Genomic DNA, 19,523 nt, shown 5'->3' with positions numbered 1-19,523 from the left:
AGGACCAGGAGCGGCATCTGTCACGGCGCATCAGGGAGGAAGGCTGCTGCGCGGTCGGCCGGGACGCCGAGCAGTAGCAGACTCGACGTCGTCGCGGCGTGCGCGTCGAGCCCACCGGGGGACGGACCGTGGTCGGCGATCGTGAAGACAGCCGACCAGGCGACCTGAGCGAGCACATCGGCTACGGACTCGCCGGCGGGGCAGGCGACCTGGATCTGGGACAAGTACGAGTCCAAGACCGACAACGCCGGACGCGCCGAGGACGCTGTCGACATCGACCGCATGCTCGACACGATCGCGATCTCCTGGTTCACGAACAGCGCGGCGTCATCGGCTCGCCTCTACTGGGAGAACCGCACAGCGACGATGGCGGGCCCGCACCTCGATCTCCCCGTCGCCGTCCGCCCCCGATCGCCCTCCCCCTCGACGGCATCGACTACGCGCTGTTCACTCGCAGCCTCCCCGAGGGATTCGTCGCGCATGCCGACCTCGGCTGGGCCACCGTCGCCATGTGGAGCCGCGGCCCCCTGCACGAGGGTCCGTTCCGGTTGGCGGACGTCGACCCGACCGCCGCTTCGACCGTCCGCTGATCGATCTCCTGGCGGGAGGCGGTGGTGGACGTCGTGCACCGCCCGACCACGCTGGCCCCATGGGGACCGGATCGCTTCGCCTCGACGAGTCGGCAGGCACGAGGGATGCCGCGCTCTCTCCTGCTGGCAGCGGATCGTGCTGGGACCGTTTCTTCTTCTGGTACGGCTGGTCTTCGGAGCGCCGGCTCGCGAGCGGCGGCGGCAACCCGTCGGAGTGGTCCGGCGTCGTTCGAGACTTCTGGCCTCGTGCGTGGCGGTGGACGGCGATGACACTGGGGAGCCGGCCCTCCTCGATCCGAACGGACGATCATGCTCACGGGACTCAGCGTCTTCCCCCTCACTCCCCTTCGCGACGACGCGGTGGACGAGCCCGCATTCGCGGGCCTGGTGGAACGTCTGGCCGCCGCCGAGGTCGACTCGATCACTGCTCTGGGATCGACCGGCTCCTACCTGTACCTCGGCCGTGACGAGCGCCGCCGCGTGGCCGCGTCCGCCGTGCAGCACGCCGGCACGGTCCCGGTGATCGTGGGGATCGGCGCGTTGCGCACCTCGCAGGTGCTCGCCCTCGCGGAGGACGCGCAGAACGCGGGCGCGAGCGCCGTCCTCCTGGCTCCCGTCACCTACCAGCCGCTGACCGACGACGACGTGTTCGGCCTGTTCGAGGACGTGACCGCGAATCTCTCCGTGCCGCTCGTGGTCTACGACAACCCCGGCACCACCCACGTCACCTTCACCGACGACCTCTACGCCTCGATCGCCCGCCTCCCGAACGTCGCCTCCATCAAGATCCCCGGCGTCCCCGCCGACCCCGACGCAGCGACAGAGCGCGTGCGGACCATCCGCGAGCACCTGCGCGAAGACGTCACGATCGGGGTCTCCGGGGACGCCTTCGGGGCCCTGGGACTCATCGGCGGCTGCGACGCCTGGTACTCCGCCATCGGCGGCACCCTCCCCGGCCCCGCGCTGACGATCACCCGTGCAGCGCAGACCGGCGACCGCGCGGCCGCGACCACGGAGTCCGATCGCCTGCAGCCGCTCTGGGACCTGTTCGCGGAGCACGGTGGCAGCTACCGTGTCGTCGCCGCGATCGCGGAGCATCTCGGCCTCGCCGCACCGAACTGCCTCCCTCGCCCCGTGCGCGGCCTGAGCGCGCACGCGCGCACGCGGGTCGCGGAGGTGGTGGCCGCGCTCGAGCTCGGCGGGTAGGCGACGCGCCCGCGGCTCCGCGCCTGTTCGGCCCAGTGCTCGCCCGCCTCGACGTCGCCGTCGGTGGTCGAAGCGTCATGACCGGCACCTGCGCCGATGTCGGGGATCGCCAGCCGGGGGACGTGGCGGAGGGTCCCGCAGCTCGAGGAGGTCCTGCGCATCGCCGGGATGATCGTGGGAAGTGGCGTCAGGCGGCTCCCGCGAGACCGATGACGGTGCCCTCGGGATCCGCGAACTGCGCGATCACAACCGCTCCGCCCGAGCGGACGGACGGCTCTCTCCTCCGCCGATGCCGACCGGAACAGCACCGGCGGCTGGACCTGGCGGAGTGAACGAAGAGACGTCCGAGTCCGAGACAGCCGCGGGGGCGACCGGATCCGCAGACCAGCCGAAGAGCGCCGAGTAGAACTCGCGCAGGCGATCGGGCATTCGTCCGGTGATCTCGACGTGCACGACCGGTCCGGCACAGCGCCCCCCTCATTCGAATCGCACCTGACGATGAGTCAGGTCTCTGTCGAGCCGGACCGGAAGGTCCTGCGTCTGCGCGGAGCCTCGGCGCCGATGATCCCGCTCGCGACGGCAGCCGTCATCGATAGCGGCGGAGGAACACCACCCCTTGCCGCGCGTCTCGTCCGGTGCGATCCTGACCGGATGACTGAGGACACGTCGGCAGCGGAACTCCGGGCTCTCATCGGCGAGCGGGTGCGGGCGATCGCGTCGCGTGATGCGCAGTACCTCGCCGACGCGCAGGACCCCGAGGTCCTCGCCTTCAACGTCCTGCCTCCCCTGCGACTTCGCGGATCAGATCAGGTGGCGGAGCAGACTCGGGCCTGGTTCGACGGATACGCCGACGGGCCCGGCTACGACGTGCACGACCTCCGGATCGACGTTGACGGGAGCGTCGGTTCGACGGCGTTCCTCTACCACGTCACCGGAACCCTGCACTCGGGCGACGAGGTCTCGATGTGGGTGCGCGCCACGTTGGTCTGGAAGAGGATCGACGGTCGGTGGCGGATCGTCCACGACCACGAGTCCATCCCCTGGGATCCGAGCACCGGGCAGGGCCTCGCCTCTCTCGAACCCTGACCGGCCGAGTCGTCTCCGCGAGATCCCGTCGATCCGCGCCTGAATAGCCCGCCCGGTTCAGCTCTCGGAGGAACCGGTGACAGCGGAGGGGGCGGGTTCCGTGTACTCGTCGTGCCGACGCATCCAGAACGCGTGCGGCGCCTGCGGCCACCCTTCGGGAACGTCCTCTCCCTCCATCTGACTCCCGTAGGGCGTGAGCGAGAGGAGGCTGTTGACGCTGCCGATGCCGCCGACGACCGTTCCGTTCTGGAGGAAGTACGTGCGGTAGACCTTGTCGCCGTCGCGGAGGAACACGTTGAGCGCGAACCACTCCGTCGCCCCGAAGTCGCTCGTGAAGGAGGGTGTCCTGATCGTGTACCAGGGCAGGTCGTCCCAGCCCATTCGCGTCTTGTAGGCCACGAGCTGCGGCTGCTCGGCGGGGGATGCCATGGCGAAGGTGACGTCGTGCGCGTGGACGAGCCCGAGGTCGCCGACGCCGTCTGCCCAGGACGAGCAGCCCGCGCACCCCGCGTCGGGCCAGCCCGCGACTCCCTCCTCGAAGAAGAAGCGGTAGAGGATCAGCTGGCTGCGCCCCTCGAACAGATCAATCAGCCGGACGACGCCTTCCGGGCCCTCGAACAGGTACTCGTCCTCGACGAGGACCATCGGCATCCGCTTGCGCGCCGCTGCGGTCTCCTCGAGCACGGCGGCCAGACGCTCCTCCTGCTCTCTGAGGGCGGCGAGGGAGGACTCCCACTCGGACGCGGAGACGACAGGAGGCTTCGCGATGCTCATGCCCGCATCGTAGGCACTCGTGACGTCCGCGATCCAGGGGTCGGTATCAGGACTCCGCCCCGGATGCCGCCAGCGTCTTGCGCAGCTTCACCTCGACGTAGTGACGGCCGTGGATCTCGCCGCTGTGCCGCTCCCCCGTCGGTGTGTACCCGGCGGAGGCGTACACGTGCTGAGCGCGGGTGTCGGCGTCGTGGGTCCACAGGAACACCTCGTCCCGGCCGCGAGCGCGCAGGTCCGCCTCCGCTGCCTCGAGCAGCCGCCGCCCGATCCCCCGGCCGCCGACAGCGGGATCGACGAAGAGGACGTACAGCTCGCCCGCCTCACCGTGGGTGCCGCTGTATCCGACGACACGGCCGTCGAGCTCGGCCACGAGCAGCACGTCCGACGGTCCGGTCCCGGTCACCGCCTCGACCCAGAACTCCGGAGGGAAGATCGGCACGATCTCCTCGATGCGCTCGAGATGTGTCCACCCCTCGAGCACCGCCGCATCGAAGACCCCACCCAGCCGCGGCGCATCGCTCGCGACCGCCTTCCTCACCACTACCCCGTCGTCGACACCCATGGACCGACGCTAGGACGTATCCCGAATCGAGCGCCACCTGTCCGAGCGACGCCGACGTTGATCACGACGAGAGCGCTGGGCATCCTGAAGTCATGAGTGAACTCCACGACCTTCTCGACCGGTTCACCGGCACGTGGCGATCCGAGGGCCGGATCGTGGACGGGGGCGAGCACGACGGCGAGCGCTGGCACGGCTGGGACGTCTACGAGTGGTTCCCGGGCGAGCACCACCTGGTGCACCGCGTCGACGTCGAGATCCTCGGCGCCCGCAGGGAGGCGCTCGAGATCTTCACTCCTCGCCCCGGAGCGCCGCGTACCTTCGACCAGACCTCGTTCGATGCGGACGGGAGCATCGAGCACGCGCTCGGCCGGTTCGAGGAGGACGGGACGTACCGCAGCGGGAACGAGAGCGCTCGAGCGACCCTGACCTTCGGCGCTCCCGACGCGATGACGGCGCGGTGGGAGTCCCTCAGGGAGGACGGCAGTTGGGGCGAGTGGATGACGGTCGCCTTCACCAGGCTCGGCGAACCGCGCATCCAGGTGCGCTCCACGCGCGAGCACGGAGGCTGATCCGGACACTGGAACCGGGCGGGGCGTACTCGCTAGCGTCGGGTCATGAGCAGACTCGTCGTCTCCGTCCTCACCTCCCTCGACGGTTACTACGAGGGTCCCGATCACGACCTCTCGACCCTCCCGTTCGAGGACGCCTTCAACGACCACAACCTCGAACTGCTGAGACGTGCGGGCACCCTGGTCTACGGGAGCCGCTGGTTCCGGGACAACTGGGACACCTGGAGCGGCGTCGTTGCCGACGACTCCGCGAACGACCGCGACCGCGAGACCGCCCGCCTCGTCACGACCCTCGACGCCGTCGTCATCAGCGACTCCCTCACCCTCGATCCCGACGCCCCCTGGGCCGCCACCACCCGGATCGTCCCGCGCGAGGACGCCGTCGCCGAGATCCGCGCACTCAAGGCGGCCGGCGACGGCGACCTCCTGATGTTCGGCAGCGGAACGACCTGGAACCCGCTGCTCGAGGAGGGCCTCGTCGACGAGCTGATCGTTCTCGTCGGAGCCGGGCTTGCCGGCGCCGGATCCCCTCTCTACTCCGGACCACCCCACCCCGGCCTCAGGCTCGTCGACGCTGTCGTGCTCCCCGGATCCGAACTCGTGCGGCTCCGCTACGACGCAAGCAGCAGGTGACAGCCGCCTGAAGCAGGGACGTCTCTGTACCCTCGGCCGCTTACGGCCCGGCCGCTCACGGCCCCGCGCTTGACACCCTCGCCGGCCGCTCATCAAGATCGAGTCACGCCCGGCGGCGGCGGGTCGCCGGCACCCCGGATGAAAGGGCGCCCCCATGCCCACCACGATCTTCGTCAACCTGGCCGTCGCCGATCCGGCACGCTCTCGGGCATTCTTCGAATCGCTCGGATACTCCATCAACGAGGGGTTCAGCGACGAGAACGCCGTCAGCGTGGTGATCAGCGACACGATCACCGCGATGCTGCTCACGCGGGAGTTCTTCGCCGAGTTCACCAGCAAGTCGATCATCGACGCCACCACCTCGACCGAGGTGCAGCTCGCCCTCAGCGCCGAGAGCAGGGAGGAGGTCGACGCCGTCCACGAGAAGGCCCTGGCAGCAGGTGCGACGCCGGCCGGCGTGCAGGACCACGGCTTCATGTACTCGAAGAGCTTCGACGACCTGGACGGCCACCACTGGGACTTCGTCTGGATGGACCCGGCCGCGGCGGCCGGCGGCGCACCGGAGCTGAGCGTCGAGGAGATCCGCGCGAACACCACCCACAGCTGAGTCATCGCTCGCGGCCGCCCATCGCGACCACCGCCCGGGTGCGTCCCACCGAGGAGCGGGCCCCTCGCCGGCGTCCGGGCGACCAGCGCTTGCACCTGCCGCAGCGTCATGTGGTCTGCTCGAAGCACGTCCCGTTCCGCTCCGAGAGGTCCGCCATGCACCCGTTCCCGACCCCGCCCCGCCAGGTCCTGATCGGCGACGCCGCGGCGTTCGTCGGCATCACTCCGCGCACCATCCGCCACTACCACCAGGTCGGCCTGCTGCCCGAGCGCGACCGCGGCAGCGACGGCCGCCGCCGCTACGGCCACGCGGAGATCATCCGGCTGCTCTGGATCCGCCGCATGGCCGACGCCGGTATCGCTCTGGACGACATCCGCGACGCTGTCGTCGGCGCCGAACCGGCCGACGACGAGGACGACATCGCCGACGTCCTCGCCCGGCTCGAGGACACCCTCGCCGCTCAGGAGGCCGAGCTGCAGCGCAAGCGCGCCTCGGTGCAGCGGATGCGCGCCCTCGGCAGCCGAGTGGGACTGCTCGATGATCTCGTCTCCGGCCGCCTCGAGGGCGCTCCCGCGGGCTCGCTGCGGCAGGACGACCTGGACGTCCTGCTGGTGACCGAGCGGATCTTCGGTCCGCTCGGCGCCGCCGTCCAGGCGGGCCGCTTCCTCGCCCTGGCCGCGGATCCGGCGCTGCGAGCCCAGTCCGACCTCGTCGAGGCCGCCGAGGAGGCGCTCGACGACACGGTCGCGGTCGACGACCCCCGGGTGGCGCAGGTGGCGGCCGCGCGGCACGCCTTCGAGACCGCGCTGATGCGCGTCATCGAGGAGTCCGGTCAGCCGGAGGAGGACGACGCTCTCTTCGACGCCTGGGACGAACTGCACCCGCCCGAGGACGCCGCCGCGCCCGATCCTGCAGGGGGCTCCCGCGCCAGGAGTGCCGCGGAGATCATCCGGAGCATGCCCTACGACTTCTCCCCGGCGCGCCTGCGCAGCATGGAGCTGGCGGCGCGACTCGGCGCGGCGGAGGCTGCGGCACTCTGAGCGGCCGGCGGACCGGAGCCCTGATTCTCTCGTCGCGTCGTCAGTCGGGGGGCCTGCCGGACATGTACGGAGTGAAGGCCACTCGACAGCCCGGGAGCAGATCATGACCATCGAACCGCACGACGTGCCCACCGACCGGGCGATGAACGCCCTCCTCGACGGATCGGCTCCGCGGAGCCCGCTGGCGGACGCGGTCCCCGACGCCGTCCTCCGCGAGATGGTCCGCGGCGCGGAGTGGGAGGCGCGCCGCGTCCGACGGCGGACGACGCCTCGAGCGATCGTGATCGGCACAGTCGTCGCGCTCACCCTCGGCGGGGCCGGCGCGGCCGCGGCGGCGACGCTGTCGGGGTGGGAGCCCTGGGTCGAGAACCCGGACTCGGTCGTGCACGTCACTCTGCCCAGCGGCATCGAGTGCGAGTTCCGGACCGTCGTCCGGCAGGGGGATCCCGCCGACGTCGAGGCGGCGCAGGACGTGCTCCGGGACATCGACACGCTCGCGGCCGCGGACATCGACCGCGAGCTGGCTCGGGTGAGCGCCCGCGAGGTGACCGTCCGCGGTGAGAACGCCGACACCGTCGCCTCCCCGACCGAGCTGCACTCCGAGGACGAGCTGTACCGCCAGGCCGTCACCGAAGCGATCATCAACGACGCCTGGGACGAGCTCGAGGCGCGCGGAGTCGTCGACTCCGTCACCGGCTCGGACCTCTCTCTCGGGGCCCAGTCCGACTGCGCAGACCTCCCCCGGTGAGCCGCCGCGACGCACGAGCCGACCGGGTGGTCGTGATCCTCGACGCGACAGCCCGCGACCTGCTGCGCTACCTCGAGCGCCGGGTCGGCGCCGACGACGCTCCCGACGCGCTCTCCGAGACGATGACGATCGCCTGGCGCCGCTCCTCGGCCATGCCCCGCCACGACGACGAGGCGCGCCTGTGGCTGTTCGGAGTAGCGCGGAACGTGGTCCTCACCACCAGCAGGACCCGGCGGCGCCGGGACCTCCTCGCGGAGAGGCTCCGCGGCACCATCGACCCCGCCTCCGTGATCGAGCAGCCCTCCGACCTCGTCCTCGACGTCCGCGCAGCGCTGGACAGGCTCGCTCCCGAACTCGCCGAGCTCGTGCGACTCGTGCACTGGGACGGCTTCTCCCTCGCTGAAGCGGCCGTGATCGTCGGCGTCCCACCGTCGACAGCGAGGAGCCGGTACGCGAGGGCCAAACGCGACCTCGGCGAGCTGCTCTCACCACTGGCGCCGGAGGGAGCGCTCGGAACGGCAGAGCGCCGCTGACCGGACCATCGCTGTTGAGCGGCCGAGTGCACTAGGTGTTGCCAGGCCTTGCGATGCAAGGCATAGTGTTCCGCATGGCGACGGACACCGAGAAGATCCTCACGAACCTCCGGAAGGGCGTTCTGGAGTTCTGCGTCCTCGCGGCGATCTCGGGCGAGCCGAAGTACGGCCGCGACCTCGCGATCACGCTCAGCGAGAAGGGTCTGCTCGCGGGCGAAGGCACTCTCTACCCTCTCCTCTCGCGCCTCCGCGACACCGGACTCGTCTCGACGGAGCTCACCGACCCGAGCGTGGGACGCCAGCGGCGCTACTACTCCCTCGCTCCAGCGGGCCGCACTCGGCTCGAGGAGTTCCGGTCGGCCTGGGCGCCGTTCCGATCCACCGTCGACGACCTCCTGGAGACGCACTGATGACGACGACACACACCCCCGACGCGACACGCCAGAGCTACACGGCTCGGCTGCGGCGCGAGCTGGCAGTGCTCCCGCGCCGATCGCGCCGGGACCTGCTCGAGCACGCCGCCGAGCACGCCGCCGACGAGCCGGAGTCCACCAGCTCCTTCGGCGATCCCGTCGCGATCGCCCGGGCCGCACTCGAGCAGCACGACGTCGGTTCACGCCGCCCGCTGCGCCTCAGCCCGCTCCTGCCCTCGAAGCTCCTGCAGATCGGCGCCGCCGTCGTCACGAGCCCGTTCGCGCTGGTCGCGCTGATCGACCTCCTCACCACCGGCTCCACCCTCGGCCTGCCGAGGATGGCGCTGTGGATGCTCATCGCGCTGCCACCCCTCCTCGCCCGCTGGACGAGGTGGTGGCGCGTCTCCCTCGTCTGCACGATCCTCCAGACCTGCTATCTCGCCGCCGCCCTCGTGGTCACCCTCGGAGGAGGAAGCGTGCCGAGCGCAGGAGTCGTCCTCCTCGTCACCGGGCCGCTCGCGGTCGCTCAGGTGCTCGCCCTGACGCTGTCGGTCATCGCTCTCGTTCGAGCACCGAGCGTCCTCCGCACCGTCTGACGTCCTCTGCAGCGAGACCGCCTCGACGACGGAGCGACCACCGGCGCCGGGCCCCTCATCGGGAACAGCGCCGCTTCCTCGAGAAGAGCGACGGAGCCACCCGATCGCCCGTTTCCGGACGTGGCCGCTACAGGGCATTGCCACCGCGACCGGACACCTGTCACTGTCGCAGAGCGACCGACGACGGTCCACCGACTCGAAGGACCGGAGTCCGCTCATGAACGATTCCCCATCGACCGACCACGGCACGAGCGAGATGACGCCCGAGGTGCTGGCGGCGTTCAGCGACGCCTGGAGTCGCCACGACCTCGAGGCGCTGATGAGCCACGTCACCGACGACTGCGTCTACAGTGCGTCCGTCGGCCCCGAGCCCGGCCGGACCTGGTCCGGGAAGGAGCAGGTGCGAGAGGGCTTCGCACTGATGCTCGCCTTCGACACCGGCCAGGAGCGGCACGAAGAGGGGCAGCCCCTCATCGCCGGGTCCCGCGGCGCGGCCACCTGGTCCTTCACCGGAACCGGGCCCGACGGAGCACCGCTGGTCACGCGAGGCTGCGACATCTACGAGTTCCGCGGCGGACGGATCGCCCGCAAGGACGCGTTCCGGAAGGTGTACCAGGCTGCACAGGATGAGTGAGCACTCGTCGATCGTCGGCACCGCCTCGTGAACGAGGCTCCGCGCACCCGCTCCTGGCTGCTCGTCGCGCCCTCGCTCATCGTCCTCGGCTGGGGTGGCAACCACTTCCTGCCGCTGATGCAGTACTACCGGCAGGTCGAGGGCTTCTCGCAGGTGCAGGTGAACATCCTGCTCGGCGCGTACGTCTTCGGGATCGTCCCCGGGTTCGCCCTGTCGGGTGCGTGGTCGGACCGGTTCGGGCGGCGACCGGTGCTGATGGCGGGTCTCGTCCTCGGCGTGATCGGGAGTGTCGTGCTCGCGAGCTCCAGCTCGAGCTTCGCCGGGCTCTGCATCGGGCGGTTCATCTGCGGCCTCAGTGTCGCGGCCGGGATGGTGGTCGGCACCTCCTGGATCAAGGAGCTCTCGATCGCGGAGGGACGCTCCACGGCCGGCGCCCGGCGCGCGGCGGGCATGCTCACGATCGGCTTCGGAGGCGGCGCCGGCGTGGGCGGGGCCCTGGCCCAGTGGGCTCCGTGGCCGGCTGTGCTGCCGTACCTCGTGCAGATCGCCGCCTGCGTGATCGCCCTGATCGTCCTGCTGCGGGCATCCGAGACCCGGCGATCCGACCCCGGCGCGGCGAGGCTGCTCGGCGATCTCCGCGTTCCGCCCCGAGCCGGACCGACCTTCCTCCGGGTCATCCTCCCGCTCGCGCCCTGGGTGTTCGCGGCGCCCGCCCTCTCGTTCGCCGTGGGTCCGAGCCTGGTGAGCGATCGCCTCCCCGGGTTCACCGTCGGCTTCGCCACCCTCGTTACGGTCATCACTCTCGGAGTCGGCTGGGTGACACAGTTCTTCTCGGGCCACCTGGCGACGTACCTGCGCGGACGCATGGGGCTGGTGGGCGGATCGCTCATCGCCGCGGGGGCGCTTCTGCTGATCCCCGCCGCCGCCACGCACCAGGTGTGGATCGTGCTCGTCGCCGCGCCCGTCTTCGGAGCCGGCTACGGGCTCGCGATGGTCTCCGGGCTCACCACGGCCCAGAGCCTGGCGACACCTCAGGATCTCGCGGGGATCACAGCGGTGTACTACTCGCTGACGTACGTGGGGTTCCTCCTGCCTGCGATCCTCGCGGCTCTGGCCTCGTTCGCGCCGATGTGGATCCTCCTCGGAGTGACGGCGGCCGCGTGTGCTCTGTGCACGGCAGTCGCGGCCCGCAGCATGCGGCGCGCGCTCGTCTCCGCCCCCTGAGCCCGTCACCGGCACCCCGGGATCGGTGCGTGGCGATCCGACGCACCGAGCAGGAGCGCCGACCGCACCAGACCGGCCCGCCGGTGGACCTGTCACCGAGAGCCGCAGTCCTGTCTCGAGCCCGAGGCACCCTGACGGTCTCCCAGCGGCCCCTCCCCTGATCGCCCTGCCCTCCGGAGACCGGCGGCCGCGATCCACCGGTCAACGGCGGTGAAGCCTGGGGGGGATCGCCATCACTGCCCGCTACGTGATCCCACGTCGGGTGCTGACGGTGGCGTAGGCGAGCGCGCCGAGCACGAGGGCGGCGCCGAGCGCCTGGCCCGGGGTGAAGCCCTGCGCGAGGACCAGCCAGCCGAGGAGCGTCGCGACGAGGGGGCTGAGCAGGCCGAGGAAGGAGCTCGTGACGGTGGGGAGCCGTCGGAGTCCGGCGAACCAGAGGGCGTAGGCGACGGCGCCGCCGATGATGCCGAGGTAGGCGAAGCCGACGATGTTCCGCCCCGTCAACTCCGTCGGCAGGCCTTCCACGACGAGGAGGACGGGGACGATGAGCAGCCCGCCCCAGACGAGCTGCCAGGCGGTCGAGGTGAGCGGAGAGACCGTCGTCGACCAGCGCTTGCCGAGGACGATCCCGAAGGCCATCGAGCAGGTGCCGCCGAGCGCCGCCGCGATTCCGACCGGATCGAGCTGCGCCCCCGCCTGGAGGACGAGCAGGGCGACCCCGACGAGCCCGACCACGCCCGCGACCACGGCTCCGGGGCGCAGGCGCTCACCGACGAGGCGGACCGCGATGGTCTGCACGATCAGCGGCTGCACGGCACCGAGGGTCGCCGCCACACCGCCGGGGAGGCGGTAGGCCGCCAGGAACAGAAGAGGGAAGAAGACCCCGATGTTCAGGGCGCCCAGGATCAGCGACCGCCACCACCACGAGCCGTGCGGGAGCGTCCGGGTGATGAGGAGGAGCAGCAGACCCGCCGGCAGCGCCCGGAGGGCACCCGCGAGCAGTGGGGTATCGGCGGGGAGGAGCACGGACGTGACGAGGTAGGTCGTTCCCCACAGCGCCGGAGCGATCGCGGTCCGCGGAATCATCCAATTACTAAGCACTTAGGTACTTTACCTAAGTGCTTAGCGACCGTCTACGATGGGTTCATGATCGCGATCGATGACATCCTCTCGGCATGGGCTCGGGAGCGGCCGGACCTGGATGCTTCGCCGATGGGGACCGTGGGCCGACTCTCGCGGGTCGCAGCGCAACTGGACTCCGTCCTCGCCGACGACTACGCCCGGTGGGGCCTGGATGCCGGCTCGTTCGACGTCCTCTTCACCCTGGTCCGGTCGGGTGCGCCGTACGCGCTGTCGCCGACGGAGCTGGCCGCCTCGAGCATGGTGAGCACCGCGGCCGTCGCTCAGCGACTCAACCGCCTCGACACCGCGGGGCTGGTGCGCCGCGAGCCGAACCCGGGCGACGGCCGAGGCCGGATCGTCACCCTGACCCCCGAGGGCAAGGCGATCGCGGATCGCGCCCTGCCCTCGCATCTCGCAGCCGAGGAGGGCTTCCTCGCCGCACTCGACCCGGCCCAGCGAACCCAGCTCAACGGCCTGCTCGACCGACTGCTCGGCACCGGTCAGGAGCGCCCGCCGCGTCCCCGAGGTGCGACCACCCTCCAGTAGTCGTCCACCGAGCGGGCGATGAATCACGGAACGAGAGGCCCCGCTCGGACTCGCAGGACTGATCCGAGGGGATCAGCCGCGGACGAGTTGCTGCAGGATCTGCACCGTCGGAGTCCCCCTCCTCAGCACCGTCCTGGTCGGCGTGGAGAACGACAGGTCAGGAGACGGTCGTCACGACCCCGAGCGGCGCCTGGTCGAGGTCGGTGCCCGCTCCCCCGATGCGGAGGCGTCGAAGGCGTGCCGGTTGCCGAGGATGGTGCGCTGGTGCTCGCTCACCCAGTCCCCGAGGCTGAGCGCCACCTGCTTCAGCGATCCGCCGAGGGCGGTGAGCTCGTACTCCACCCGCGGCGGCACCTCGGCGTAGACGGTCCGGGCCACGAGGCCGTCCCGCTCGAGCGCACGCAGGGTGACGGTGAGCATGCGACGCGAGATGCCGGGGATGATCTGCGAGAGCTCGGTGAACCTCCGCCGATCCTCACCGAGGACCCCGATCACCAGCAGGGTCCACTTGTCGCCGATGCGGGAGAGCAGCGACCGGAACAGGTCCGGATCATCGCTCGTGCAGAGCTCGGCCATCGTCGGCATCGACTGGCTGAGCCGTTCGTGCAGGTCGAGGTCGATCTCGTGCGGGGACATCCGACTCCTTCGGTTACCGCCGGGTAACGGGACCTCGTTTGCGGTAACGGAGACCCGCCGTGTTGAGTTACCGATCGTAACCATAGCTCGACCGACCTGGTCGAGCCCCACCGAAGGAGCGCCATGTCCCTGTTCCGCCTGGATGGCAGCATCCGCACCGAAGGTTCCACGAGTCGCGCCCTGGGCGACCTCGTGGAGGCCGAGTGGAGCGCCGCCCACCCCGACTCCGCGATCACCAGACGACACATCGGGGTCGAGCCGATCGCCGCCACCACCTGGTCCGACGCCGTGACCGCGTCGACGACACCCGAGCTCGAGCGCACGCCCGGCCAGACCGCTGCCGTCGCGCTGGCGGCCGAACTGACCGATGAGCTGGCCGCCGCCGACGCCCTGCTGTTCGCCGTGCCGCTGTACAACTTCGGTGTCTCGCAGCACTTCAAGTCCTACGTCGACCTCGTGGTGACGGATCCGCGGATGGCGCCCGGTGCGGCACCGGTGACCGCCGGAAAGCCCGCCGTGCTGGTGACGGTGCAGGGGGGCAACTACGCCGCCGGCACCCCGAGGGAGGGCTGGGACCACGCGACCGCGTGGATGCGGCGCATCCTCGAGGACGTCTGGCAGCTCGACCTCGAGATCGTGACGCGCGAGTTCACGCTCGTCGGGGTGAACCCCGCGCTCGATCAGTTCACCGAGATCGCCGACGAGCTGAAGCGACTCGCCGAGAGCCGCGCGACCCAGCACGGGCGCGCGCTCGCCGGTCTGCGGCGAGCCGCCTGAGCGGGAGGCGGAGGAGTCGGCCCGCTCGTCGCACGCTGCGGCGGGCCGGGTCGAGCGCTGTCAGCCTCCGCGCCGCGGCGAGACGGATGATGGGGCGATGTTCATCCCGACCAGAGCCGCCGGTCTCGAGGCGCTCGACGATTTCGTCGCCCGCGCCGGCTCCGCCTATGCTCGCGACCGCAACCACGACCTCGGGCCCTCCCGGGACAACGTGTCCGGCCTCTCCCCGTACCTCCGCCATCGACTCGTGACCGAGCGGGAGGTCGTCGCCGCGGTCCTCGCGCGTCACCGGATCTCCGCAGCCGAGAAGTTCGTCCAGGAGGTGTTCTGGCGCACCTACTGGAAGGGCTGGCTCGAGCAGAACCCGGAGGTGTGGCGCCGCTACCGCCGTGACGTGAGCGACGTCGCCGCGGGTGATCTCCCGACGGAGTTCCTCGAGGCGATCGGCGGGCGGAGCGGCATCGAGGCGATGGACGCGTGGGTGCGCGAGCTCGTCGAGACCGGCTACCTGCACAATCACACGCGCATGTGGTTCGCGAGCATCTGGATCTTCACCCTCGGCCTGCCCTGGCAGCTCGGCGCCGACTTCTTCTACCGGCACCTACTCGACGGCGACGCCGCCTCCAACACCCTGTCGTGGCGGTGGGTCGCCGGCCTGCAGACCCCGGGGAAGACCTACCTGGCCTCCGCGTCCAACATCGCGCGGTACACCGAGGGGCGCTTCTCTCCCGACGGCCTCGCCACCACGGCGCCCGCTCTCACCGAGCAGCCCTTCCCGCCCCGGGAGCCGATCGAGCCGGACGACGTCGTCGGGACCATCGGGGCCCGCGCCGGCCTCCTTCTGCACGAGGAGGATCTCGACGCGAGCAGCCTCCTCGCCGAGCAGCCCGGCCTGGCGGACCGGCTCGTCTCGAGCGCCGTGTTCGGCGACGCGGCCGAGCGCTCGCCCTTGGCGGTGTCCGATGCGGTGCACGCCTTCACGGCGGCGGCCCTCGCCGACGCCGCGGAACGCGCGCAGGACACGAGCGGTCGGTCGGCGCGAGTGCTGGCCGACGCGCGACCCGAGACCGTCGTCGACTGGGCGAGGTCCGAGCGGCTCGACACCGTGGTCGTTCCCTACGCGCCGGTCGGCCCCGTCCACGAGCGACTCGAGGCACTCCGCTCCGTCCTCGCTGACGAAGGAGTCGCGCTCGTGACGATCCGCCGCCGGTGGGACAGCACGGCGTGGCCCTCGGCATCGCGCGGGTTCTTCCCGTTCCGGAAGCGGATCCCGGCGCTGGTGCGCGACCTGGAGGAGCACTCCGATGCGGTCCGCCTGTTCTGAGACCCTCTCCCGCGCCGCTGCGCCCGAAAAGAATTCCGCAGCCGGATGAACGCCCGCGCCTGACTGGCGGTACACCTCTGCGAGTCGCCGAACCCCGGCGACCGGCAGTGTCGAGGAGTACACGATGAACAGGACCTTCAAGACAGGCATCGCCGCGGTCGCCGTGGCCGGTGTGATGGCGGTGGCACCGGTGATGGCCGGCGCGAGCAGCGTTGCTCCCGCCGCGGCGACCAGCGACTCCAGCAGCGCGTCGGTCACCGCGGCCGCCAAGAATCTGATCAGCGCCGCCCGCTCGGTGGCGGGCACGCTGCGCGTCGTAGGCCTGGCCGACGGTGGGGACAAGCTCGTCCAGTTCAACCCCCTCAAGCCCGGGAAGATCACGGGCAGCGTCGCCGTGACCGGCCTCACCGGAGGCGACACCGCGCTCGTCGGTATCGACTACCGGGTCCAGGACGGGAACCTCTACGGCGTCGGTGACAACCCGGCGAGCGCCGGCGTCTACTCCGTCAACGCGAGCACCGGAGTGGCCACCCAGGTCACGCGACTCAGCGTGGCACTGAGCGGGACCACCTTCGGCGTCGACTTCAACCCCGCCGCCAACGCCCTCCGCGTGGTCAGCGACACCGGGCAGAACCTCCGTCAGCCGTTCGCCACCCCGGGCGCGGCGACGGTGGCCGACGGCGCGCTGAGCTACGCGGCGCCGGCGGTGGCGACCGGCGTGAACGGGGCGGCGTACACCAACAACGATCTCGACCCGAACACGGCGACCACCCTGTTCGTCCTCGACACGGCTCTCGACCAGGTCGCCATCCAGTCCCCCGCCAACGCGGGGTCGCTGGCGCCGACCGGGAAGCTCGGCGTCGATGCCGCGGGTGCCACCGGCTTCGACATCTACTCCGTCCTCCGCAACGGCAGCCCCATCGGCTCGATCGGCCTCGCCGCCGTCAACGGGTCTCTCTACGAGGTCGGCCTGCTCACCGGCACCGCGACCTCGCTCGGTGCCATCGGCGCCGACGTCACCGATATCGCGATTCCGCTCGTCCAGCGCTGACCCGTCGCTTCACCACGACGCACCACCGCCGACCGGCGCTCCCACGGGAGTGCCGGTCGGCTTTCTCGTGGGGGTCCCGCGCCGAGGCCCTGCACAGACCTCAGGATTCCGGTAGCGGCTCATCGCGGAGTGACGCCCCCCTAAGTTGGGACGGGTCTCCACGGAAGGAACCGCAATGAGCATGGAAGGCGTCGCCTGGAGCTCGCTCTACAAGATCTCGACCGCCCAGGACGGCAAGCACAGCATCTCCCGCGCATCCGTGCGCCGGATCCTGACGTTCGCGGTCCCCTACCGCTCCATGCTGCTGATCTTCATCACCCTCTCCATCGCGGGAGCGTTCCTCGCGGTCGCGACGCCGGTGCTCGCGGGCCAGGTGATCGACGTCATCGTCGCCCGGGGCGCGGTCAGCACGATCGTCTGGCTCGCCGTCGTCATCGCCCTCGTGGCCGTGGCCGACGCCGCCGTGTCGCTCATCACCCGCTGGTACTCGGCGCGGATCGGCGAGGGCGTGATCCTCGACCTCCGCACCGCCGTCTTCAACCACGTGCAGAAGATGCCGATCGCGTTCTTCACCCGCACCCGGACCGGCGCCCTCGTGAGCCGTCTCAACAACGACGTGATCGGTGCCCAGCAGGCCTTCAGCGGCACGCTGTCCGGAGTGGTCACGAACCTCGTGGCGCTCATCCTCACCCTGATCGTGATGCTCAGCACGTCCTGGCTCGTCACGGTCCTCGCCGTGATCATGCTCCCGATCTTCCTGATCCCCGCACGCCGGATGGGCGGCCGCCTCGCCGCACTGCGCCGCGAGGCCGCCGACCACAACTCCGCCATGAGCACGCAGATGACCGAGCGCTTCTCGGCGCCCGGCGCCACCCTCGTCAAGCTGTTCGGCAGGCCCGATGAGGAGGCGGAGGAGTTCCGCACCCGCGCCGCCCGCGTCCGCGACATCGGGGTCCGGAGCACGATGCTGCAGTTCGTCTTCTTCACCGCGCTGATGCTCGTCTCCGCTCTCGCCCTCGCGCTCGTGTACGGGCTCGGCGGCGCCCTCGCGCTCGGCCGCCAGCTGGACACCGGTGAGGTGGTCACCCTGGCGCTCCTGCTCACCCGGCTCTACGCACCGCTGACCAGCCTCGCGAACGCCCGCGTCGAGATCATGAGTGCGGTGGTCAGCTTCGAGCGCGTCTTCGAGGTGCTCGATCTCGAACCGCTGATCCAGGAGAAGCCCGACGCCGTCGTCGTTCCCGACGGCCCGGTGTCCGTCGAGTTCGATGACGTGCGCTTCGCGTACCCGTCCGCCGACAAGGTGTCCCTCGCCTCCCTCGAGGAGGTCTCGACGCTCGACACCCGCGGCGGCGAGGAGGTGCTGCACGGCGTGTCCTTCAGGATCGAGCCGGGGCAGACCGTCGCGCTCGTCGGCACGTCGGGTGCCGGCAAGTCCACGATCGCGCAACTCCTCTCGCGCCTGTACGACGTCGACAGCGGCGCCGTGCGCCTCGCGGGGACGGATGTCCGCGATGTGACGTTCGCCTCGATGCGGCACACCCTGGGCATGGTGACGCAGGACGGCCACCTGTTCCACGAGACGATCCTCTCCAACCTGCGCCTCGCGAGGCCGGAGGCGACCGACGACGAGGTGTGGGACGCCGTCCGCCGCGCGCGGCTCGAGCCGCTCATCCGCTCCCTGCCCGATCAGCTGGACACCATGGTCGGCGAGCGCGGCTACCGGCTGTCAGGGGGTGAGCGCCAGCGGATGACCATCGCGAGGCTCCTGCTCGCCCAGCCGCGCGTCGTCATCCTCGACGAGGCGACGGCGGCGCTGGACTCGACGTCGGAGGCCGCCGTGCAGGCGGCGCTCAGCGAGGCGCTCGAGGGACGGACGGCGATGGTGATCGCCCACCGCCTCTCGACCATCCGCAGCGCCGACCTGATCCTCGTGGTCGAGGACGGCTCGATCGTGGAGCGCGGGACGCACGAGGAGCTGCTGGCCGCGGCCGGGCGGTACGAGGAGCTGCACCGGACCCAGTTCGCGGTGCAGAAGAACGTCGCGGCCGAGGAGGAGGCGCTGAGCGGGATCTGATCGCCGAGCTCGGCGCCCCCGCCTGGCGCGAACGCTGCTCCAGCGCCCACTCGGATCTGCGCGCCGGCCTCCACCCTCGAACCCTCGTCCGAGAGCGCTTCAGGGGCGGCTCGCTCGGACTCAGCCGGGCTCGACCGTTCATCGCGTCGATGCTGCCGAGCGTTGGTCTCCGCGAGAGCCTGCAGCCCCGGCCGCGGGTCCGCGATACGGCATCGCGACGCGGAGCATCAGTGCTCCTCCGATTGCCAGGAACACCGCGCCGATCAGACCGAGCCCCGGCGGGTTGTCGGCCGAGGTGTAGCCCCCGTTGATCGCCGGAGTGAAGACGAGGTCGATCAGGATGCTCGATGCCAGCACCGCGACAAGCGCCAAGCCGGCGGTACCGAGACGTCTCCCGCGGCGACGGAAGCGCCGATGACCACCATGGCGAGCAGCACCTCCGCGAACCAGACCCATAGAGGAGCGAGCCACGCGGGCGGCGGCGCCTCGTACTGCAGGGAGGAGCACGCAGCGCTCTCGTACCCCTCCGACCAGCAGGGCCACCAGAACGTCGCCGCCCCGATCCCCTGCGCCGCCGCATGCCCCAGCAGCAGGAGCCCGATCATCACCGAGAGCACAGTGAGGACGATCGACGCCTTCCGCCCGGTGAGTCCCATGAGGACGACGGTAGAAGCGCTCGGTGAACAGCCGGGAGTCGTCCGCGCCTAGGACCACGACCGTCGAGGACTCGGGAACGCGGCGGAATGTCGTCCGCGACGGCGCACGTAGCCTGTGC

At 70.8% G+C, this 19,523-nt stretch carries 23 protein-coding genes; 17 read left to right on the top strand and 6 right to left on the bottom strand.

Features of this window, described 5'->3' with window-relative positions:
• Positions 1 to 20: 20 nt before the first annotated feature.
• Complete coding sequence (locus tag ASG06_RS19935) at positions 21 to 224, bottom strand: hypothetical protein (protein WP_156465926.1); 204 nt, start codon at positions 222 to 224, stop codon at positions 21 to 23.
• Positions 225 to 899: 675 nt separating this feature from the next.
• On the opposite strand from ASG06_RS19935, the gene ASG06_RS07825 reads away from it, so the two are divergent.
• Together ASG06_RS07825 and ASG06_RS07820 are read left to right on the top strand one after the other, a co-directional pair.
• On the top strand, positions 900 to 1,796 hold the full coding sequence (locus ASG06_RS07825; protein WP_056040781.1) for a dihydrodipicolinate synthase family protein: 897 nt from the start codon (positions 900 to 902) through the stop codon (positions 1,794 to 1,796).
• A 651-nt stretch (positions 1,797 to 2,447) separates the two neighbouring features.
• Positions 2,448 to 2,882, top strand: coding sequence for a YybH family protein (locus ASG06_RS07820; RefSeq protein WP_162239016.1), 435 nt, complete (start codon positions 2,448 to 2,450; stop codon positions 2,880 to 2,882).
• 57 nt (positions 2,883 to 2,939) lie between these two features.
• Here ASG06_RS07820 and ASG06_RS07815 read toward each other — a convergent pair whose 3' ends face one another.
• Both ASG06_RS07815 and ASG06_RS07810 read right to left on the bottom strand, forming a co-directional pair.
• On the bottom strand, positions 2,940 to 3,656 hold the full coding sequence (locus ASG06_RS07815) for a DUF899 family protein (protein WP_056040777.1): 717 nt from the start codon (positions 3,654 to 3,656) through the stop codon (positions 2,940 to 2,942).
• A gap of 46 nt (positions 3,657 to 3,702) precedes the next feature.
• Complete coding sequence (locus ASG06_RS07810; protein ID WP_082499059.1) at positions 3,703 to 4,218, bottom strand: GNAT family N-acetyltransferase; 516 nt, start codon at positions 4,216 to 4,218, stop codon at positions 3,703 to 3,705.
• A 92-nt stretch (positions 4,219 to 4,310) separates the two neighbouring features.
• Between ASG06_RS07810 and ASG06_RS07805 the strand changes: the two genes are divergently transcribed.
• The 10 genes from ASG06_RS07805 to ASG06_RS07760 all read left to right on the top strand — a co-directional run bounded on the left by ASG06_RS07805 (position 4,311) and on the right by ASG06_RS07760 (position 11,215).
• Positions 4,311 to 4,787, top strand: coding sequence for a hypothetical protein (locus ASG06_RS07805; RefSeq protein ID WP_056040773.1), 477 nt, complete (start codon positions 4,311 to 4,313; stop codon positions 4,785 to 4,787).
• Between the two features lie 45 nt (positions 4,788 to 4,832).
• The gene (locus ASG06_RS07800; protein WP_056040771.1) at positions 4,833 to 5,420 is read left to right on the top strand and encodes a dihydrofolate reductase family protein; all 588 of its coding nucleotides are present in this window, start codon (positions 4,833 to 4,835) and stop codon (positions 5,418 to 5,420) included.
• A gap of 154 nt (positions 5,421 to 5,574) precedes the next feature.
• Positions 5,575 to 6,027: a VOC family protein gene (locus ASG06_RS07795; protein WP_056040769.1), complete on the top strand. Its 453-nt coding sequence runs from the start codon at positions 5,575 to 5,577 to the stop codon at positions 6,025 to 6,027.
• Between the two features lie 155 nt (positions 6,028 to 6,182).
• Entirely contained in the window at positions 6,183 to 7,067 is an 885-nt protein-coding gene (locus ASG06_RS07790) for a MerR family transcriptional regulator (protein ID WP_056040768.1), read from the top strand.
• Between the two features lie 103 nt (positions 7,068 to 7,170).
• Entirely contained in the window at positions 7,171 to 7,815 is a 645-nt protein-coding gene (locus tag ASG06_RS07785) for a hypothetical protein (RefSeq protein ID WP_056040765.1), read from the top strand.
• Positions 7,812 to 8,348, top strand: coding sequence for an RNA polymerase sigma factor (locus tag ASG06_RS07780; protein WP_056040763.1), 537 nt, complete (start codon positions 7,812 to 7,814; stop codon positions 8,346 to 8,348). Before ASG06_RS07785 ends, ASG06_RS07780 begins: the two co-directional genes overlap by 4 nt.
• Positions 8,349 to 8,422: 74 nt before the next feature.
• On the top strand, positions 8,423 to 8,758 hold the full coding sequence (locus tag ASG06_RS07775) for a PadR family transcriptional regulator (protein ID WP_056042429.1): 336 nt from the start codon (positions 8,423 to 8,425) through the stop codon (positions 8,756 to 8,758).
• Positions 8,758 to 9,357 (top strand): hypothetical protein, encoded by a 600-nt coding sequence (locus tag ASG06_RS07770; RefSeq protein ID WP_056040761.1) that lies wholly within the window; start codon positions 8,758 to 8,760, stop codon positions 9,355 to 9,357. The genes ASG06_RS07775 and ASG06_RS07770 overlap by 1 nt, the downstream gene beginning before the upstream one ends.
• Positions 9,358 to 9,574: 217 nt before the next feature.
• Positions 9,575 to 9,991: a nuclear transport factor 2 family protein gene (locus ASG06_RS07765; protein WP_056040760.1), complete on the top strand. Its 417-nt coding sequence runs from the start codon at positions 9,575 to 9,577 to the stop codon at positions 9,989 to 9,991.
• Positions 9,992 to 10,018: 27 nt separating this feature from the next.
• Positions 10,019 to 11,215, top strand: coding sequence for an MFS transporter (locus ASG06_RS07760; protein WP_056040758.1), 1,197 nt, complete (start codon positions 10,019 to 10,021; stop codon positions 11,213 to 11,215).
• Between the two features lie 243 nt (positions 11,216 to 11,458).
• Here the strand turns inward: ASG06_RS07760 and ASG06_RS07755 are convergent, their stop codons facing one another.
• Positions 11,459 to 12,301 carry an EamA family transporter gene (locus ASG06_RS07755; RefSeq protein ID WP_082499058.1) on the bottom strand — a complete coding sequence of 281 codons (843 nt, stop codon included), beginning with the start codon at positions 12,299 to 12,301 and terminating at the stop codon, positions 11,459 to 11,461.
• Between the two features lie 60 nt (positions 12,302 to 12,361).
• Between ASG06_RS07755 and ASG06_RS07750 the strand changes: the two genes are divergently transcribed.
• Positions 12,362 to 12,883: a MarR family winged helix-turn-helix transcriptional regulator gene (locus ASG06_RS07750; protein ID WP_056040753.1), complete on the top strand. Its 522-nt coding sequence runs from the start codon at positions 12,362 to 12,364 to the stop codon at positions 12,881 to 12,883.
• 171 nt (positions 12,884 to 13,054) lie between these two features.
• Here the strand turns inward: ASG06_RS07750 and ASG06_RS07745 are convergent, their stop codons facing one another.
• A complete protein-coding gene (locus tag ASG06_RS07745) occupies positions 13,055 to 13,519 on the bottom strand; it encodes a winged helix-turn-helix transcriptional regulator (RefSeq protein ID WP_327205488.1) in 465 nt (154 codons plus the stop codon).
• A 123-nt stretch (positions 13,520 to 13,642) separates the two neighbouring features.
• Between ASG06_RS07745 and ASG06_RS07740 the strand changes: the two genes are divergently transcribed.
• The 4 genes from ASG06_RS07740 to ASG06_RS07725 all read left to right on the top strand — a co-directional run bounded on the left by ASG06_RS07740 (position 13,643) and on the right by ASG06_RS07725 (position 18,748).
• A complete protein-coding gene (locus ASG06_RS07740; protein ID WP_056040751.1) occupies positions 13,643 to 14,296 on the top strand; it encodes an FMN-dependent NADH-azoreductase in 654 nt (217 codons plus the stop codon).
• A gap of 97 nt (positions 14,297 to 14,393) precedes the next feature.
• Complete coding sequence (locus ASG06_RS07735) at positions 14,394 to 15,620, top strand: FAD-binding domain-containing protein (RefSeq protein ID WP_056040749.1); 1,227 nt, start codon at positions 14,394 to 14,396, stop codon at positions 15,618 to 15,620.
• Positions 15,621 to 15,744: 124 nt separating this feature from the next.
• Positions 15,745 to 16,671 (top strand): DUF4394 domain-containing protein, encoded by a 927-nt coding sequence (locus tag ASG06_RS07730; RefSeq protein ID WP_197409393.1) that lies wholly within the window; start codon positions 15,745 to 15,747, stop codon positions 16,669 to 16,671.
• A gap of 175 nt (positions 16,672 to 16,846) precedes the next feature.
• Positions 16,847 to 18,748, top strand: a complete 1,902-nt coding sequence (locus tag ASG06_RS07725; protein WP_056040747.1) for an ABC transporter ATP-binding protein — start codon at positions 16,847 to 16,849, stop codon at positions 18,746 to 18,748.
• Between the two features lie 335 nt (positions 18,749 to 19,083).
• On the opposite strand, the gene ASG06_RS07715 is transcribed toward ASG06_RS07725, so the two are convergent.
• Positions 19,084 to 19,404 (bottom strand): hypothetical protein, encoded by a 321-nt coding sequence (locus ASG06_RS07715; RefSeq protein WP_056040742.1) that lies wholly within the window; start codon positions 19,402 to 19,404, stop codon positions 19,084 to 19,086.
• Between the last annotated feature and the right edge of the window lie 119 nt (positions 19,405 to 19,523).

It is taken from the genome of Rathayibacter sp. Leaf185 (assembly GCF_001423885.1).
Classification (GTDB): domain Bacteria; phylum Actinomycetota; class Actinomycetes; order Actinomycetales; family Microbacteriaceae; genus Rathayibacter.
The sequence above is the reverse complement of the archived record's forward strand: the minus strand, read 5'-3'. Positions and strand labels throughout refer to the sequence as shown.